Annotated in this window: 18 protein-coding genes; all 18 read left to right on the plus strand. The window is 62.2% G+C overall.

The window, feature by feature from the left end; genetic code table 11:
- Nucleotide 1: 1 nt before the first annotated feature.
- The 18 genes from C9F12_RS14555 (at nt 2) to C9F12_RS14640 (ending at nt 15,134) form a co-directional block, all read left to right on the plus strand.
- Nucleotides 2-316, plus strand: coding sequence for a phage holin family protein (locus C9F12_RS14555; protein WP_108449344.1), 315 nt, complete (start codon nt 2-4; stop codon nt 314-316).
- Nucleotides 313-720 (plus strand): hypothetical protein, encoded by a 408-nt coding sequence (locus tag C9F12_RS14560; protein WP_108449345.1) that lies wholly within the window; start codon nt 313-315, stop codon nt 718-720. Before C9F12_RS14555 ends, C9F12_RS14560 begins: the two co-directional genes overlap by 4 nt.
- The gene (locus C9F12_RS14565; protein ID WP_205254701.1) at nt 717-1,304 is read left to right on the plus strand and encodes a hypothetical protein; all 588 of its coding nucleotides are present in this window, start codon (nt 717-719) and stop codon (nt 1,302-1,304) included. The genes C9F12_RS14560 and C9F12_RS14565 overlap by 4 nt, the downstream gene beginning before the upstream one ends.
- A gap of 921 nt (nt 1,305-2,225) precedes the next feature.
- Nucleotides 2,226-2,804, plus strand: a complete 579-nt coding sequence (locus C9F12_RS14570) for a hypothetical protein (protein ID WP_108449346.1) — start codon at nt 2,226-2,228, stop codon at nt 2,802-2,804.
- Complete coding sequence (locus C9F12_RS14575) at nt 2,791-4,398, plus strand: terminase (RefSeq protein WP_108449347.1); 1,608 nt, start codon at nt 2,791-2,793, stop codon at nt 4,396-4,398. The genes C9F12_RS14570 and C9F12_RS14575 overlap by 14 nt, the downstream gene beginning before the upstream one ends.
- Before the next feature lie 19 nt (nt 4,399-4,417).
- Nucleotides 4,418-4,861, plus strand: a complete 444-nt coding sequence (locus tag C9F12_RS14580; protein WP_108449348.1) for a hypothetical protein — start codon at nt 4,418-4,420, stop codon at nt 4,859-4,861.
- Nucleotides 4,861-7,161, plus strand: coding sequence for a hypothetical protein (locus C9F12_RS14585; protein WP_108449349.1), 2,301 nt, complete (start codon nt 4,861-4,863; stop codon nt 7,159-7,161). The genes C9F12_RS14580 and C9F12_RS14585 overlap by 1 nt, the downstream gene beginning before the upstream one ends.
- A gap of 263 nt (nt 7,162-7,424) precedes the next feature.
- Nucleotides 7,425-8,393, plus strand: coding sequence for a hypothetical protein (locus C9F12_RS14590; protein WP_108449350.1), 969 nt, complete (start codon nt 7,425-7,427; stop codon nt 8,391-8,393).
- Between the two features lie 53 nt (nt 8,394-8,446).
- Nucleotides 8,447-9,388, plus strand: a complete 942-nt coding sequence (locus C9F12_RS14595) for a P22 phage major capsid protein family protein (RefSeq protein ID WP_108449351.1) — start codon at nt 8,447-8,449, stop codon at nt 9,386-9,388.
- Between the two features lie 69 nt (nt 9,389-9,457).
- Entirely contained in the window at nt 9,458-9,772 is a 315-nt protein-coding gene (locus tag C9F12_RS14600; protein WP_108449352.1) for a hypothetical protein, read from the plus strand.
- A gap of 3 nt (nt 9,773-9,775) precedes the next feature.
- Entirely contained in the window at nt 9,776-10,438 is a 663-nt protein-coding gene (locus C9F12_RS14605; RefSeq protein ID WP_108449353.1) for a DUF6682 family protein, read from the plus strand.
- The gene (locus C9F12_RS14610; RefSeq protein WP_108449354.1) at nt 10,425-10,979 is read left to right on the plus strand and encodes a hypothetical protein; all 555 of its coding nucleotides are present in this window, start codon (nt 10,425-10,427) and stop codon (nt 10,977-10,979) included. Before C9F12_RS14605 ends, C9F12_RS14610 begins: the two co-directional genes overlap by 14 nt.
- Before the next feature lie 7 nt (nt 10,980-10,986).
- Entirely contained in the window at nt 10,987-11,346 is a 360-nt protein-coding gene (locus tag C9F12_RS14615; RefSeq protein ID WP_108449355.1) for a hypothetical protein, read from the plus strand.
- Nucleotides 11,343-12,938, plus strand: coding sequence for a hypothetical protein (locus tag C9F12_RS22820; protein ID WP_205254702.1), 1,596 nt, complete (start codon nt 11,343-11,345; stop codon nt 12,936-12,938). The genes C9F12_RS14615 and C9F12_RS22820 overlap by 4 nt, the downstream gene beginning before the upstream one ends.
- A 16-nt stretch (nt 12,939-12,954) precedes the next feature.
- Nucleotides 12,955-13,374 (plus strand): hypothetical protein, encoded by a 420-nt coding sequence (locus C9F12_RS14625; RefSeq protein WP_108449356.1) that lies wholly within the window; start codon nt 12,955-12,957, stop codon nt 13,372-13,374.
- A 3-nt stretch (nt 13,375-13,377) separates the two neighbouring features.
- Nucleotides 13,378-14,385: a pyocin knob domain-containing protein gene (locus tag C9F12_RS14630; protein WP_108449357.1), complete on the plus strand. Its 1,008-nt coding sequence runs from the start codon at nt 13,378-13,380 to the stop codon at nt 14,383-14,385.
- 9 nt (nt 14,386-14,394) lie between these two features.
- Nucleotides 14,395-14,721 (plus strand): hypothetical protein, encoded by a 327-nt coding sequence (locus C9F12_RS14635; RefSeq protein WP_108449358.1) that lies wholly within the window; start codon nt 14,395-14,397, stop codon nt 14,719-14,721.
- The gene (locus C9F12_RS14640; RefSeq protein WP_108449359.1) at nt 14,721-15,134 is read left to right on the plus strand and encodes a DUF4376 domain-containing protein; all 414 of its coding nucleotides are present in this window, start codon (nt 14,721-14,723) and stop codon (nt 15,132-15,134) included. Before C9F12_RS14635 ends, C9F12_RS14640 begins: the two co-directional genes overlap by 1 nt.
- Nucleotides 15,135-15,149 lie beyond the last annotated feature (15 nt).

Genomic DNA, 15,149 nt, shown 5'->3' on the forward strand with positions numbered 1-15,149 from the left:
CATGCCAGACCTGCTTCTGACGGCCTGGCTGTCCTTCCGGGAGTTCACTGCTGAGCCCCCCGTAAGCGCCGCGATTGCCGCAATGACCATGGCGGGACTGAAGATCCTCGGCTCCCTGCCGCCCCGTCCGCCGCGCAAGTGGTTGGAGGTTCCGATGGTGGGACTTGCCAGCTACGGCATGGTGCCGATCTCAATCACCCTTGGTGCCGACCCGTCCTGGGCCGCCGGCATTGGTGCCGGCATTGGCTACGTCGGCATGGTGAAACTGGAGACACGAATCGACCGCCTGCTGGGCGTCAAGGGTGACAAGAAATGACTCAGAACGAGTACAAGGCGATCAACGCCCAGGTCAGGCGATACAGGCGCCTTTACCGTGGATTCTTGTGGTCGTTCTGCCTGGCCGCCGCCTTCGGTGTCGCGCAGACGTTCGACAAGGCAGCGATCCGCGAGGAGTACGTCGACACGGTGGCCGCCTATCGGGCAGCCGTGTATGGGCTGACCTACTCACTCTCCGAGGAGCAGGCCAAGGCTGGCGGCTTCGAGGCAGAGGCCATCGACAAGAGCGAGGCGCTCGACGACGAAAAGGGCCATGCCTGGAATCTTCGCCGCCGGGTGACTCAGCTGGAGCAGGAGCTGCAGCAGTGCCGGGCGACCCAGGAGATGGTCGCCAGCCCGGACTGGACCGGCAGCGCCGCCATCATCCTGGAGAACAGCGAATGAACTGGAGTGATGTAGGTGGATTCCTCTCGGAGATCGCCCCGAGCGTGGGCCAGGCGCTCAAGGAGGCAGCCCCGGGCATGGCTCAGGTTGCAGGCGCAGCGGCTGGCAATGCCGTTGTACCTGGCGCTGGTGCTCTGGTCGGTAGTGCTCTGGGTAAGCGCGTCGCTGACGCACTGGGTACTGAGGCTGCGCCGCAGGCGGTAGTGGACCAGGTGCAGGCTGACCCCGAGGCGGCCAAGACCAGGCTCCGCGAGCTCGACATCGAACTGACTCGCCTCTACCTGAACGACCGCCAGGACGCCCGGGCGATGCAGGTCGCCACGCTCCAGGCCGACAACGCCGGCTGGCTGGCCAAGAATTTCGTGTACCTGCTCGGCACCCTGGTGATCGTTGCAGTGTTCGGCTACATCGGCGCGGTGACGTTCATTGAGCTGACGCCCACCGGCGAGCGGTATGCCGACATCGCGGTGACGGGTATTGCCGCAGGCCTGGTCAGCAGCGTGATGGGGTTCTTCCTCGGTAGCAGGCAACGCCAGCAAACCCAGGCACCCCGCTCGTTCATGGACGAGATTAAAACGAGGTGAGCAATTGTAGCGCTCAGTCAGACTCGCTATCGCGGTTGCGCTTATCAGCTTCTCGTTCAGCAGCCTCACAATCGTGATAGGAGGCAATTACGTCGTCGTTCAGGTGTGTGTCTACCACCTGCCAATAGTCGACCTTTGCGCTGTCCGGGTCGGTAAGCACTGAGCGAACCTGAAATCTGGCGGGCATTTGGGAACCTCATAGCAACCGAAAGAGTAACTCTTAGGATAGCTTAGGTGGCAGGACGTGGATTGAACGATAAAGCGGCCGCTTCGGCGCGAGCATCTGCCTCACGCGCATGACGCGACACTACTTCCCTGCTTTCTTCGCTGAAATGCCGAGTAAGCCTGACCACTGCCCATCTCAACTGACGACGCTTGGGGGTCAGGTAGCTCTCGACCACATACTTGTTCACCTCTGCTACTCCTGATGGTTGACTAAAGCGGCCGCAGGATATTCTCAGGAGGAGTTGGTGGCAACAGCCCAATTAGCGATCTATCAACGATTCCTGATTGACCTACGCGAGTGGAGCGGGCCGCGCACAGATTTCTTGGGGAGGAGGCCTGACCCCAAAATGCTTCAGCACCAACATCCGTGACTACCGAGACCAGTCCATTGAGACATTTCTGGCGGCTGGTTGTTCCTCAAAATCAGAGAAGGTCCTGGGCCACCATCTTCGGCCTAAAACAGCCTGCCCGCCCGTCGACACTGTGGCACCGGCGGTATAATCCGAGTGTCGCAACTGCAAAGCAGCAACGATTCCGCAGCCGTGAGGCATAAGGGGGTGATCGTCATCTCCGCACCGCGCAACGGTACGCGGTAGGGCCACGTCGAGAGACGCCGCCCGACCCCCGCCCGGCACGTCGAGAGACGCCCGGGCATCTTTTTATGGAGGCGCTGCCCGTGAGGGCACCGCGACGCATATGCCAAGACAACGCTATGACTGGGAGGCGATCGAGCGCGAATATCGCACCGGTCGCTTGTCCCTCCAGGAACTTTCCCGCCGGTACGGGCCTCACCCCTCGACCATCAGTACCCGCGCCAAGAAGCGCAACTGGGCCCAGGATCTGACCGAGAAGGTCCGCCAGCGCACCCGGGAGAAAATCTCCCGCCGCATGGACGATGCCCACCTGGATGGCCTGGATCCCTCCAGCGACGAGGCCATTGTCGAACTGGCCGCCCAGGAGAATGCCGGTGTCGTCCACGGTCACCGCGTCCGCCTGCAGCGCTGGCGTGAGCTCGAGGAGCGCTACGCCACCCTGCTGGGCAACCAGATGGCGGCCGACAAGGTCACCACCCTCGACCGCAACGGCAACCTGGTGGAGATCGACCAGCCCCTGGAGTACTTCGGCAAGGCTATGGGCCACGGCACCCAGGCCCTGGATCGCCTGCTGAAACATGAGCGCTTGGCCTACGGTCTCGACGACGACGATGACGACGAAGAGCAGACGTTCGAGCAGATGATGCGGAGCGTGGCGCCTGCGGACGATGACCAGGACTGATCGCGAGAAAGAGGTCAAGCGCGCCGAGGCCTATCTCCGGGCGCACGCCAAAGGACGGCTGACCGATCCTGCGGATCTACGCGAGGCCATGTCACTGAAATGGTTCCGCCTAGCGTCGCTGTACCACATCAAGGACAAGAAGGGCCGCAAGGTCCGATTCCGCCCGAACCACGCCCAGCGTGAGCGGTACATCAATGACCACGTCCTCAACATCATCCTGAAAGCCCGCCAGCTCGGCTTCACGACGTTCGAGATGATCGACGCCCTGGACGACTGCCTGTTCCGGGACAACTTCAGCGCTGGCTGTATCTGCCACAAGCTGGAAGACGCCCAGGACATCTTCCAGAACAAGATCGTTTTCGCCTTCGAGAACATCGACCCGTCATGGCGCCGGATCTGCAAGACGGCGCTCGGCTTCGCGATCCCCAGGGCCAAGAGCGACAAGGGTGGATCAGGCAGCTACACGTTCACCAACGGCTCGAGCATCAAGGTCTCGACCTCCTACCGTGGCGGCACCCTGCAGCGCTTGCACGTCTCCGAGTTCGGGAAAATCTGCAAACAGTTCCCGCACAAGGCTCAGGAGATCGTCACCGGCGCCTTCGAGGCGGTGGGCATTGGCAACGTCATCACCCTGGAGTCGACCGCCGAGGGCCGCGAGGGCTACTTCTTCGACTACTGCCAGTCCGCGCGCAACCTGCAGGACGAAGGTCGCCCACTGACCGAGCTCGATTTCCAGTTCCACTTCTTCCCCTGGTGGGGCGAGCCCAGCTACACCATGGACCCGGAGGGGGTGCCGATCCCCCAGCGGCTGCGCGAGTACTTCGAGGATCTCGAGCACAAGCATGGGATCCCGACCACCCCCGGCCAGCAGGCCTGGTACGCCAAGAAGGCGGAGAAGCTCCAAGACGACATGCAGCGGGAGTACCCGTCCACCCCGGACGAGGCATTCGCCCAGTCGATCGAGGGCGCCTACTACGCCACCCAGATGCGCGACGCCCGCAAGGACAAGCGCATCACCAGCCAGGTCCACGTCAACCCGAGCCTGCCGGTCTATACCGCCTGGGATCTGGGCATGAACGACACGATGTGCATCTGGTTTGCCCAGGTCGTCGGCCGGGAGGTCCACCTGGTGGACTACCTCGAGGGCGAGGGGGAAGGCATCGAGTACTACGCCGACATCCTGAACAAGAAAGGCTACCGGTATGGCGGGCACTTCGGCCCCCACGACCTGGCAGTCCGAGAGCTCGGCACCGGCATGAGCCGCGCCGACAAGGCCAAGGAGTTCGGCATCCGCTTCGAGATCGTGAGCAGGATCTCCAACCAGGCCGAGGGCATCCAGGCCGTGCGCAACTTCCTGCCGATGTGTTGGTTCGACGAGGAGGCGTGCGAGCAAGGGGTCAAATGCCTGGATAATTACCGCAAGGAATGGGACGAGAAGCGCGGCGTCTACAAGGACAGGCCTCGGCACGACTGGGCCTCTCACGGCGCCAAGGCCTTCGAGACGCTGGCACGCGCCCCGCTGTTCAAGCTCACGCAATTGCCGGCCAGCCGCCCTGCCCGCCGAGAGCGCGGTGGCTGGGGCGCCCACACATAACATCCTGCCGGGAGGCACCATGCAACCACAGCAGCACACCCAGCGAGATGTCGCCCGAGCAGGGCGCACCGCCTATCGCCTGACAGGCATGAGCCACGATCAGGTGGTGGCGACGATGCGCGACTACGGTCGGCAGATTGCCGAGGAGCTCACCCGCCATGGCATCCCGGTGCCGTCGAAGCGCCACCGTCCAGATGTCGGCCATGTCCAGATCGACACCATCGTGATCCAGGAGAAGGTTTCCCACCCCGAGCCTGGCATCCGCATCGCCTTCGACGTGGAGGGCGATCTCGGCGTCACCTTCACTGTAAAACTACTCGAACTCCTTGAAGATCCAGCGGAATATCTGCGCAACCTCTTCAACCAGCTTGGGCCGATGCGTCGCAACATGATGCGTCGCCGTCGCGACCGTAAGGCAGTGGATGCGGCCATCTACAAGGCGCTGACGCAGGGGGCTAACTGATGGCAGGTCTAGGCCTTCTTCACTACCAGTCAGCCTCTGACCTGCGGCAGCAGGAGATCGAGGCCGAGATGCAGGAGCAGGAGGAGCGTCGACGCATGCTCGTCGAGAGCTCCCTGGCCTCGCATATCCGCCGTTCCTGGGAGGACGCCAAGGCCGCCAGGCGCGACATCGACTACCGCCTCCTGGACTGCCTCCGCCGTCGCAAAGGGGTCTACGACCCGAGCAAGTTGGCCAACATCCGCAAGGAAGGCGGCTCCGAGATTTACATGATGCTGACGGCCACCAAGTGCCGCGCAGCCGCTGCCTGGATCCGCGACATCCTGATGCCGGTGAACGAGAAGCCTTGGGGCCTCTCGCCGACACCGGTGGCCGAGGTGCCTGACGCCTACCTCAAGCCGATGATCGGCCAGATCCGCCAGCAGGCCCTCGAGCTCCAGCAGCAGGGCCAGCAGGTGGACATGGCGCAGCTCATGGAGCAGGCCAAGGAACAGATCCGCCAGGCCGCCCAGGAGGCGGCCGAGAAGGCGGCAGAGCGCCACGAGGTGGTGATCGACGACCAGCTCGCCGAGGGCGGCTGGGACGAGGCCCTGGAGGCCTTCATCGATGACTTCGTCACCTTCCCCTCCGCGTTCGTCCGGGGCCCGGTGCTGGTCCGCAAGCCGACACTCGCATGGCGTGAAGGCTGGCAGCCCATCAAGGTGAGCGAGATCCAGCCCCAGTTCGTCCGGGTCTCCCCGTTCGACATCTACCCGTCACCGGACTCGACCACCACTCAGGACGGCGCTTACCTGATCGAGCGCGCCAGGTTCACCCGGGGCCAGCTCAACGAGATGCTGGGAGTGGCCGGCTACAGTGACGACAGCATCCGCACCGTGCTCCGCGAGTATGGCCAGGGCGGTCTGCGCGACTGGATCTGGAACGACGGCGAGCGCGAGGAGCTCGAGGGCAAAGAGCACCAGTGGAGTAACCCCGGCGGCACGATCGACGGCTTGATCTACTACGGCGGCGCCCAGGGCACCACCCTGCTGCAGTGGGGCGTCAACCCTGACGACGTCCCCGACCCGCTGGCCGAGTACGAGGTCGAGGCGATCCTGATCGGCAACTACGTGATTCGGGCCAAGATCAACCGCGACCCTCTGGAGCGCCGCCCGATCAACGGGGCCTCGTTCCAGGGCGTCCCTGGCTCGTTCTGGGGCACCGCCATCCCCGAGCTCATGGCCGACGTGCAAGACGTCTGCAACGCGACCGCGCGAGGCCTGGTAAACAACCTTGCGATCTCCTCCGGGCCCCAGGTCGAGGTCTACGAGGACCGCCTGGAGGCGACCGAAGATCCGAGCGACATCTACCCGTGGAAGGTCTGGCGCACCAAGGAAGGCGCCCTGGCGAGCAACAACCCCGCCATCCGCTTCTTCCAGCCGAACTCGAACGCCGGCGAGCTGCTGACGGTCTACGACACTTTCGAGCGCAAGGCCGACGACGCCACCAACATCCCCCGCTACATATACGGGAACGAGGGTGTGGGCGGTGCCGGCGAGACCGCCAGCGGCCTGTCCATGCTGATGGAGTCGGCAAACAAGGGCATCAAGGACGCCATTCGCCACATCGACCGTGGCGTGATCCGTATGGCCATCGAGGCGCTCTGGCTGCACAACATGCAGTACAGCAGCGACAACTCGATCAAGGGCGACGTCGCTGTGGTCGCGCGCGGATCCAGCGCCATGCTGATGCGCGAGCAGACCAACCAGCTGCGCAGCCAGTTCCTGCAGCTCACCGGCAACGAGCTCGACATGAGCATTCTCGGCCGGGAGGCTCGCCGCCGGCTGCTGGACACCATCGCCGAGCGCCTGGACATGCCGGGCATCGTTCCCACCAAGGAAGAGATGGAGCGCCAGGCCGCCCAGCAGGCCGAGCAGGCCAAGGTGCAGCAGCAGCTGTCCATGGCCAAGCTCCAGGCGGAGATCGCAGAGCGCCAGGGCAAGGCCCAGAAGTACGGGGCCGACGTGGCCAAGACCCAGGCCGACGCCCAGCACACCCAGGCGGAGACCGCGCAGACCCAGTCGGACACCCAGATCAGTCAGGCGATGGCGCCCCTCGAGGCGCAGAAGCTGCTGATGGAGATCATGTCCCTGCTGAACCAAGCACAAGGAGCAACCGATGGCAATGGACGAGCGCAGCTGGAAGGCCATGGCGCGCCTGGCAGCCTCCCCGGAGGGCAAGGTGCTGCGCGCATACCTGGAGGAGCGCCTGGCGGAGTGCCGCGATTCCCTGGAGCAGATACCCGAGGGCTCGGAAATATCTAAGGCCCAGGGCCGGGCCAAAGAGCTCCGGCACCTGATCGAGAGGCTCGACCGGTCCTCCGAGGTGATCAGGACTCGATACAATTGACGCGTGGCCGGGGGTGACCCGGCCCCACCGCAAAGGTCTCTGACTCACCCAGTGACCTTTGTCGTGGGAAGCGCTCTCCGCTGCACTGCAGGCAGAGGGAGAACCCGCAACCCAGATCGTGAACCCCGGCGATAGTCCGGCTCACACGTCGCGCCGTGAGGCGCCACAGGAGCAGAAGATGTCCCTACCCAAGAGTGTTCAACGCCAAGCCGCCGCTGCTGCTGACCACTACAAGCCGAAGCAGGAAGACCGTCCTGAGGACGACTCCCGCGAGGACGTAGAGGCCAAGGAGCAATCCGGTAAGCCTGACGCTGAGCAACAGGCAGCCGCCGAGAAGCAACCCTCCCCCACCAAGCAGGAAGAACCCCCGAAGGACGAGACGCCCCGCGACCAGGACGCTGCGTACTGGAAGCACCGGCATGACGTCATTCAGGGCAAGTACAACCGCGAGGTGCCGGAGCTGCATCAGAAGGTGCGCGCGCTGGAGAAACAGCTCTCCGACAAGGACACCGAGCTCGCCAAAGCGAAACAGGCGGGACCAGAGCCTACCGATGGTAACGGCAACCTGGACCTGAATCGCATGCGCGAGACCTACGGTGACGAGATGGTCGATGACCTGGTGGCCCTCATCCAGAGCCAGGCAGGCAGCACTACAGCGAAGACTCCCGAAGAGCTCGAGCAGCTCAACCAGCGTCTCTCCTCCATCGAGGAAGACCGCCAGGTGGATGCTCAGGCCCGCTTCTGGGTCGACCTGGAGCGGCTGGTGCCCGACTTCAAGCAGGTGAACCAGGATCCCGGCTTCCTCAGCTTCCTGGCGGGCTTCGATCCCCAGACCGGCGAGCAGTACCAGCAGAGCCTGTCGTCTGCGCAAAAGCGCAATGACGCCTATGGGGTGGCGGAGGTCTTCAAGCTCTACAAAGAGCGATCCGGCAAGACCAAGCAGCGCGAGATCCCGGATGACGAGGTGACCCCTCACTCCACCCGTACCAGCGATGCACCGCAGGGAAGTGGGCAGAAGCAGTGGACGCGGGCAGAGATCCGGCAGTTCTACCGTGACAAGACGTCCGGTCGCGTGAAAGGCAAGAAGGCCGAGGAGCTCGAAGCCGACATTTTCGCCGCACAGGCGGAAGGCCGGGTTACCGGCTGACCCCTGGCGGTTTCCGATTCCTCGCCGTGAGGCGACAAAAGAGGTAATTCACCATGGCAGGTCCGACTCGTGGTGCTCAGCACCCTGACTACTCCAGCTCTTCCTCCTCCGGTTTTATCCCGGAGGTCTGGTCTGGAAAGATGATCGAAAAGCTGTACCAGCGCACTGTGTTCGCTGAAATCTCCAACACTGACTACGAGGGAGAGATCAAGAACCAGGGCGACACGGTGCAGATCCGCACCACTCCGTCCATCACCATCAACGACTACGAGATCGGTGGCGGCCTCAACTATGAGAAGCCGACCAGCGACAAGGTCGAACTGCAGATCGATCGCGCCAAATACTTCGCCTTCGAGGTGAACGACGTGGACGCGTACCAGGCTGACATCCAGCTGATGGACAACTGGTCCGACGATGCCGGCCAGCAGATGAAGATCGCCATCGATAAGGTGATCCTCGGTGAGTCCTATGCTGATGCCGCTGCCGAGAACGCTGGTGCCACTGCCGGCGCCGAGTCCGGTGGCTACAACATGGGCGAGGCCGGTGCGCCGGTGGCCGTCGACAAAACCAACATCCTCGACGTGATCGTGGATTGCGGCTCTGTGCTCGACGAGCAGAACGTGCCGGACGAGAACCGCTACATCGTCCTGCCGGCCTGGGCCAACGGCATGCTGAAGAAGTCCGATCTCCGTGACGCTAGCGCCATGGGTGACGACACCTCGGTCTACCGCAATGGCAAGGTGGGCATGCTGGACCGCTTCATGGTCTACGTCAGCAACAACGCCTCCAAGGTCGTTGATGGCACCACCGGTCGCCAGGCCACCAACATCATCTTCGGTCACAAGAAGGCTCTGACCTTCGCCTCCCAGATGACCAAGATGGAGAACCTGGCCAACCCCAGCGACTTCGGTGAACTGGTCCGTGGTCTGAACGTGTTCGGCTTCGATGTCATCGACCCGGACGCCTTCGGCCACCTCTACGCCGAGAAGGCGTAAGGCCGACGCCGCCCCTTCCTCCGAGGGGGCGGCGCTTTTCCATCCCCCTGACACCGAAGGAGGATCCTCATGGATCTGCTGAAGATGATCGAAGACGCCGAGACCAAGGACGAGCTTGAAGCCATCGGTAAAGAGCACCTGGGCACCGACGTCGATAAGCGCAAGGGCATCGAGACCATCCGTGCTGCGCTCGAGGAGCTGGCTACCGAGGGCGCGGACGAAGAGCCGCAAGCTGCCGAGCCAGCCGCTGAAGCCAAGCCTGAGCCATCCCCGGCCAAGCCCAAGGGCAAGGGTGAGACCCGCCTGCTCAAGAACACCAAGAACGGCCGAGTGGTCGCCTACACAGCCGCTCTGGCGAAAGTCAAACACATGAAAGAGGTCTAACCCATGGCCTCGAGTGTCGGCACCGTCATCGCTCGGGCCAAGGCCATTCTCCAGGAGCGCGGCACCGGTATCCGCTGGACGGATAGCGAGCTGATCGACTGGCTGAACGAGGCCTATACCGCCATCGCGGTGGAACGGCCCGACGCTCACTCCGAGATCGTGACGCACGAGCTCGTGGAGGGGGCGCGGCAGCAGCTGCCCGCCTCCGCCCTGCGCCTGATGGACGTGATCAGCAACCCCAGGGGTCGAGCTGTCCGCAACATCGATCGGGACGGCCTGGACCGTCTGCGGCCCACCTGGCGCAGCGAGCGCCCTACCGAGGACATCGAGCTGTTCATGGAGGACGTGCGCAAGCCCGATGTGTTCTGGGTGTACCCGCCTGCTGAGGGCGGCGTCGAGATCGACATGCTGGTGGTTCAGTCCCCTGGCGCTCACACCACCGACGACCTGTCGGCGATCAGTACAGACCCCCTGCTGGTCAGCGAGCGCTATGCCACCGCGCTGGTCGACTACGTGCTCTACCGCGCCTTCGCCAAGGACGCGGAAGGCCAGGCCAACTCGGCGCGCAGCGGCAGCCACTACCAGGCCTTCATGAACGCCGTCCAGGGCAAGGGCCGTGGCGATGTCCTGGTCACACCGGAGAGCGAGCAGAATGCGAACGGATGACCTGATCGACGAGATCCTGATGGATATCCCGGCTCCCCGGGCAACGATCCGAGAGGCCATCTCACGGGCTGCCAGGCGCCTGTGCACTGAGGCAGACGTCTGGGTGCAGAGGCGAGAGCCGGTGGTGGTGGCTGCCAATACCGACTACCCGCAGATCGCCGCTGCTGACGGCGAGCCCTTGCGGATCCGATACCTGACCATCGATGGCCGGAAGACGCTCGCAGGCGAAGGCTGGGAGCAGCCTGAGGCGGCGCTGATCGTGTTCCAGCAGAAGCCCAAGCAGAGCCTGATCTTCGGTGAGCTCGCCTGCCGCCCTGAGCACGACAAGATGCCCCCGGACGACGTCGTCGACCGCTGGGGCGAGGTCATCGAGCACGGCGCGCGCTATCGGCTGCTGATGATGCCGCAGGCCTGGGCCAACCCGAACCTGGCGGCCCACCACGACCAGCGCTTCATGTCAGGCGTGTTCTCTGCCCGCCAATACGTCAACCACGGCCACGCCCGAGGCACCGCCCGGGTGAAGGCCCGCCGATTTATCTGAGGTCGCCATGGTTTATCCAGGAGAGCTGGACATCGTCATCCTGCAGGGGGCGACCTACCGCAGGAGCTTTGTGTGGAAGACCGGCCCGCTCCAGGAGCCCGTCAACCTAGCCGGTGCAGAGATTCGGATGCAGATCCGTTACGCCAAGCCTGACGATCAGGTGCTGATGGAGGCCTCGACCGACAACGGGCTGATCGTCATTGAGGACGCCGAGAACGGCGCATTCGCCATCGACATCCCCGGCGAAACAACCGCCGAGTACGACTTCCTCACCGGGGTCTACGACATCGAGGTGACGGTGTCCTCGGGAGAGATTTTCCGGCTCGTTGAGGGCCGGATGAAGCTAAGTCAGGAGGTTACCCGGTGAGCAGTAAAGTTGAAGGTCAGGCCATCATCGAAGTGACCGAAGAGGTCACGATCATCGAGACGTCGGTCGATATCAATTCACCGATTTACGCGGAAGAGGCAAGGGCCAGCGCGGCGGAGGCCAAGGCGAGTGAGGTCTCGGCTGCCGAGGACGCCCAGGCGACAGCCGCCGATCGCACCTATATCGACGGCCAGGTCGATCACGTTGACGGCCGGGTCGACTACATCGACAGCCAGGTGGCTCACGTCAACAGCCAGGCCGCTTTTACGGATGGCCGAGCCGACGATGCCGCCAACTCAGCCTCCGATGCTGCCGCGTCCGAGACCAACGCTGCCCAGTCCGAGAACAGCGCCCAGGAGCACCTGAATGCCTTCTTGGATCGTTACTACGGCGACTATGCCACTCCGCCGGCAGTAAGCCCTACCGGCAATGCGCCGGAGGTGGGTGACCTGTATTTCGACACCACCGAAGGTGCCTTGAAAATCTGGACCTCAGCGGGTTGGCGGAATGCCACCACGGTGGTCGAGGGCGTCTACGATGTGCACGAGTATCGGAACCAGGCAGGTAATGACAGCTTCACCCTGGACTACGACGTAGGCCTGCTCCAGGTGCTGTACAACGGTGTGCAGCTCGCCAGTGATGACTTCACTGCCGACAACGGCACCAGTGTCACCCTGGCTCAGCCAGTGACCAAAGCCACAGACGTGATCACCCTGATTCGTTGGGGTGCGGTGACCCAGGCCACCTTCATTGGCACGGCGGCCCAGAAGGACGTCGAGGACTTCGATCCTGCCGGTGCTGCTGCCCAGGCAGAAGCCAATGCCAAGTCCTACACCGACATGGAGATTGCGTCTCTGGTGGCGGCAGCTCCTGGCGCTCTGGACACCTTGAACGAGTTGGCTCAGGCCTTGGGCGATGACCCCAACTTCGCCACCACCATGACCAACGCCCTGGGCCAGAAGCTGGATGCCTCAACTTACAACGCAGCGGATGTGCTGGCGAAGCTGCTGACAGTAGATGGGGCAGGTACCGGCCTGAACGCCGATCTCGTAGACGGAGCCCACGCAGCCGATCTTAGGGATCGTAGTACGCACACCGGCACCCAGCCGCTGAGCACTATCTCGGATGCCGGGACGGCGGCGGCAGCCAATGTGGGTACAGGTGCGGATGACGTTCCCAAGACCTCTCAGGCTGATGCACGGTATGCGCGGCTATCGGGGGCTAATAATTTTGACACAATGCCCACGGTCAATGGAGCTTCCATTGTCGAGTCGGATAGCAATAGCGATGGCGAGTGGGCAAAGTTTTCTGACGGGACGGCCTTAATTCGAGGCATGGAGCCAGAGGGAAGAGTAACGTCTGCCTCCGGGTCGGTGATTTGGACCTACCCCATTAGTCTTGTTTCACGTGCTTTAGTGGCCGCTGAGTCTGAGACTACTGCTAACACCCAGGTAAGAAATTATCAACCTACTGAATATGGAGTGGACGGACAGAGCCATCACTTCTACCTATTCGACGGAACAGGGTCGGCATTGACAGAATTTGCTATCGATGGCCGTCTTTTCTTTTCGGGACATGGGCGTTGGAAGTAACCAAGGATAAGCGAAGATGAAGATCAAGTTTTTGGCAACTACTCAAAGCGCTGATCAATACGCCTTCTCCGAGAACAAGGTTGTTGCATATGAAGGCGATCATCGAGAGGAGTACGACCTAGCTGGGTTCCCTACTGGCGGGGTTTTCGAAGGATCAGAAGGTCTTCCGTCAGGGGTCTCGGTTATTCGAGGGGTTGAGCGGGTCGATGGAGAGCTTTACGTGACCCTCACCCAAGCGGTAATAGCCGGGCAATACCCAGGCCGCAAAGCCCACTGGCGAGAGTCGCCCATCATCGACGCCGCTGACTATGACCCCAGCATCTGCTACGTCATCCCTACAGGCATGGCAGGCGTAAACGACTACGAGATCGTGCAGGGCGTAGACGTCTCCGGTAACACCGGCTGGACGGTTCGCAAGATCGAGACGCAGGAGTAACCCATGTCTTCAAGCAGACAGCTCGCAGAGCACGGGGATCGCACAGACGACCCCCACAACGTCACGCCAGGCCAGGCAGGGGCTGACCCAGCCGGTACGGCCAGTAGTGAAGTCTCCGCCCACGAGGCAAAGAGCGGGGCCCACACGCCGGCACAGGTAGGTGCAGATCCTGCTGGTTCAGCAGCCAGTGCTGAGTCGGCAGCCAAGAGCCATGCCGACACCAAGGCCAGCGAGGCTCAGGCACACGCTGTACAGCGCTCGAACCATACCGGCACCCAGCCGCTGAGCACTATCTCGGATGCGGGTACTGCGGCGAGTCGGGACGTAGGCACAACTTCCAACAACCTCATGGAGGTTGGAGCCTTTGGTCTAGGGATTGCTGAAGGGTGGACAGTAGACTCTCTCAACATCGACGGACTGAAAACCGCAGGTATTTTCAGTTTCTCGGGTAGCGAAGGAACCCCACCCCCTTGGTTTGCGGGGGAGGGGGGGACCGTTGTCGTATCCCGTCACGGCGGGACGTACGTTACCCAGGTGGCCACTGCCGCTGGCTCAGGGAAGATGGCGGTAAGGACAGGAAACGGGGTATCGTTTAGCTGGGACGAATGGAGATTGATTTACACGTCAAACTCCATTGTTTCTAGCGTTTACGACACTGGAGGTATCCCGGGTGGTGGGATATTCGAGGTTGGGTACAACACTAACGGCAGTTTTTTGAAACTCGCTGACGGCACGCTGATCTGTGTATTTACAGGATCTAGAGATATAACCACAGACTTAGATTTGGGCAGCTTATTTAGATCCCAGTTCAGCATTGACTGGACGTTCCCCTCAGCTTTTCACACCGTCCCCTATGCAAGTTTTGAATTCCGAAAGACGGGCTCCATGACATGGTTTGTGTCCGATGACACTGGATCTAAGGTTAAGATGAGTATGTATGCGATGAGCCCACACAGCGGCAGCTTCTCGGGGGGATTCTTCCGGGCGTTTGCCATTGGCCGATGGAAATAAGGGGAAGTTATGAAAGCCGTTCTTACACCACAGAACAGCACAGGCACCGCCTACAGCTACTGGGCTGAGGGTGATGTCCTACACGCTACCGTTAACGGAGTCGAGGACTCCTTTGACTTCACCGGCATGCCTGATGGGTCTGCCAGCGACTTCGAGACCGTCTTGGAGCCGAACCCGTTGATCAAGGCCGTCAAGGCTGACGGTGAACTGACCGTCACGCTGTTGGGCTGGTATGGCAATGCCCCAGTGCAGGGCGAGGACGAAACTGACGAGGCGTTCTTGGAACGCCTGGCAGAATACGAACTGGCCAAGACTGAACGCGAGGTGACCATCTAATGGGTGCAGTGAACTGGGTGCCGGCACCGACTGCCGAAGAACTTCTTGAGGAAGCCAAGCAGCGCAAGATTGCCGAGATCGAACAGTGGCGTATTGAGGCAGTGGATGCCGGTATGCCCTACGAGCTCGAAGGTGTGCAGGAAGTGGTGCAGACCCGTGCCGAGGACCGCGAGAACCTGATGGGCCTCGAAAGCGAGGCGAACCATCTGATTGAGGCGGGCGTGACGGATCCGGTGATGACGTTCCGGGTACAGTCCAACAACGAGTACCTGCTCACGCCGACAGAGATGGTGGCGGTGGCTCGGGCTGCCTTCAAGCACAAGGCCGATCAGTACCCGATCTCTTGGGCGCTGAAAGAGCAGGCCAGGAATGCCGCCAGCCAGGAAGAGCTCGACGCCATCACCTGGGAATAACCCTACCTCAAGGAG

Origin of the sequence: Halomonas sp. BN3-1, from assembly GCF_003056325.1 — a bacterium.
Lineage (GTDB): Bacteria > Pseudomonadota > Gammaproteobacteria > Pseudomonadales > Halomonadaceae > Halomonas > Halomonas litopenaei.